This is a genomic window from Mycobacterium sp. (assembly GCF_049281135.1).
In the GTDB taxonomy this organism is placed as follows: domain Bacteria; phylum Actinomycetota; class Actinomycetes; order Mycobacteriales; family Mycobacteriaceae; genus Mycobacterium.
Map to the genome: position 1 here is coordinate 1 of NZ_JBAPRN010000111.1, position 2597 is coordinate 2597.

A 2597-nucleotide genomic window follows, 5' to 3' on the forward strand; every position below is an offset into this window, starting at 1 on the left:
GGCAAGAAGGTCTCAAACGCCAATTATCTTTGGATGTCTTATTTCTACAGCTACCTGAACGACAAGGGGCGCGCGGGCGTGGTCATGTCCTCGCAGGCGTCGAGCGCCGGACTGCGGATTCCGACGAAGCCGGCCACGCATTCCAATAGGAAGCCGGCCACCGATTCCGATTTGAAGCCGGCCGGGATTCCGATTTGATGTCGGCCACTCGGCGTCTGCTTCCGCGGATCTCTGCGATGATGTTTTGCCCGGAGCCGTTGGTCAAGCGGCCGTGTCTTTTGGGGTCTCCGCAAGAGTTCGGGTGGCGGTGGGTAACGGCGGGCGGAGCGCGCTTTCCATTGCGCCGTAGCGCAGCCCGCCGTTATCCACGGCCTTCGCGCCGAGGGTGCAGCGAGCCGACCCCTCCGCGCACATGTCGGTTCAGGATGAAGGCAGCCGCTTGCGCAAGCTCTCGCCGGACAGTTCGATGCGATAGGCGTTGTGAATGACGCGGTCGAGGATGGCGTCGGCGAGGGTGGGAATGCCGATCAGGTCATGCCAACGGTCCACGGGAACCTGACTGGTGATGATGATCGAGCCCTTGTCGTAGCGATCCTCGACGATTTCGAGCAGGTCGCGCGCCTGTTCGGCGGTGAGCGCTTCGGGCCCCCAATCGTCGAGGATGAGCAGCTTGACCCGCGCGAGCGAGCGCAGGAGCCTGGCGTAGCGGGCGTCGCCGTGGGCGATGGCGAGATCGGCGAAGAGCCGGGGCATGCGGGTGTAGAGGACGGAGAGGTTTTCCCGGCACGCCTTATGGCCAAGCGCGCAGGCGAGCCAACTCTTGCCCAGGCCGCTCGCCCCGGTGATGAGCAAATTGCGGCGCTCGGCGAGCCAGTCGCAGGCGGCGAGCTTGAGGAACAGCGCGCGGTCGAGCCCGCGGGGGCTTTGATAGTTGACGTCCTCGACGCTGGCCGGGTGACGCAGACGGGCCGCCCTGGCTCGGGTTTCGAACTGCTTTTGCCGGCGTAGCGTGAGTTCGTATTCGAGCAGCAGGCCGAGCCATTCGGCGTGATCGAGGCCGCGCGCCTCGGCGTTGTGCTCCAGCTCCTTGAAGCCTTTGGCCAGGCCGTGGAGGCCGAGCGCGTGCAATTGGTCGAGGGTCGGATGAGCGAGCATGGGATTTCCTGTCAGTTGTAGTAGCGGGGACCGCGCACGTTGGCGTGGTCGATGAGCGTGACGGGGCTGCTGTCCGCGCTCGAGGAATCGAACTTGTGGGCGAGGAGCGAAGCGACGCCCTTGCAGTTGAGGACACCCAGTTCGACGGCGCGGGCCGAGACCGCCTCGAGGCGGGCCTGGTCGAGACCGCGATAGGCGCGCAGAATGCCGAGGCAGGTGCGGAACCCCTGTTCGGGATGGGGCCGGCTGGCGAGCACGGCGCTGATCAAGCCTTCGGTGTTCGGCCCGATCTTGCCGGCCCAGCGCCGGAACCGATCCGGGGTCCACTCGGCGTAGCGCCGGTGGGAGCTGGGCATGTGGTCGGCGTCCGTGCCGTGCTTGCGGCCAGCATAGCGGCGCTGATGGGCGCCGACGCGCTGGCCGCGATGGAAGATCTCGACCGTGCGCGCCGTGATCCGCACGTCGACCTCGGCGCGGATCAGCGCGTGCGGGACCGAATACAGAAAGTCATGGGCCTCGATGTGATAGTCCAGGTTGACCCGCGCCCGCCGCCATTCCGCGAACTCCCAATCGTCGGCGGGCAAGGCTGTGAGGGCGTCGCGCTCGACCGTCTCGAACAGTTCGCGCCGGCTCACGCCGAGGTTGCGCATCGTGCGGTCATTCATGCTCTGCATGACCAGCGCGATGGCCGCGTTGCATTCGGCGAGCGAGAAGAACGTCAGATGGCGCAGCCGCCCCAGAATGTAGGTCTGGGCGAATCGGACTCCGGCCTCGACTTTCGCCTTGTCCCTCGGCCGCCGCGGCCGCGCCGGAAGGATTCCGACCGAATAGTGGGCCGCCATCGCGCCGTAGGTTCGGTTGATCTCGGGGTCGTAGAAGGAGGCCTTGATGACCCCGCTCTTCAGATTGTCCGGCACCAGCAGCTTCGGCGCGCCGCCGAAAAACCGGAACATGCGCACATGCGCGCCGGTCCAGTCCGGCAGCGTCTGCGTCCAGGTCGCCTCGGCGTAGGTGAGGTTCGAGGCGCCGAGCACGGCGACGAAAATCTCCGCCTCGTGGATCTCTCCCGTTGTCGGATCGGCGATCCCGATTCGCTTGCCCGAATAGTCGACGAACGCCTTCTCCCCGGCGACGTGGTGCTGGCGCATCACCGGGGTCAGCCGCCGTTCGAAGCCACGCAGCAAATCGCAGAAGCGGCTGTAGCCGTAGGCCTCTGAATGGACCTCTCGGTATTCCTCCCAGAGGATCGACATCGTGACGCCGGGACGCTTCAGCTCGCGCGCCAGGGCGGACCAGTCCGGTTCGGTCCGACGCCGCTGGCCCTGCGTAACCCCGGCCCGCCCGAACAGCCGGGTTTCCAGCGCCTCGTCGGTGACCTCGTCGGCCAGCGGCCATGCCAGCCCGGCCGCCGCCGCGCGCTTCAGATTGTCCTGGATCGTCGA

At 66.6% G+C, this 2597-nt stretch carries 2 protein-coding genes and 1 pseudogene; 1 reads left to right on the forward strand and 2 read right to left on the reverse strand.

All coding sequences use genetic code 11. From position 1 onward, the window contains the following. A pseudogene (locus WAN02_RS04495) lies at nucleotides 1–198 on the forward strand (hypothetical protein); the annotation flags it as partial. Between the two features lie 222 nt (nucleotides 199–420). Here the strand turns inward: WAN02_RS04495 and istB are convergent. Further along, a complete protein-coding gene (gene istB / locus WAN02_RS04500; protein ID WP_422262977.1) occupies nucleotides 421–1155 on the reverse strand; it encodes an IS21-like element helper ATPase IstB in 735 nt (244 codons plus the stop codon). An 11-nt stretch (nucleotides 1156–1166) separates the two neighbouring features. Next, nucleotides 1167–2597, reverse strand: a 1431-nt coding sequence (gene istA / locus WAN02_RS04505; RefSeq protein ID WP_422262978.1) for an IS21 family transposase, incomplete at its 5' end; no start/stop codon positions are given.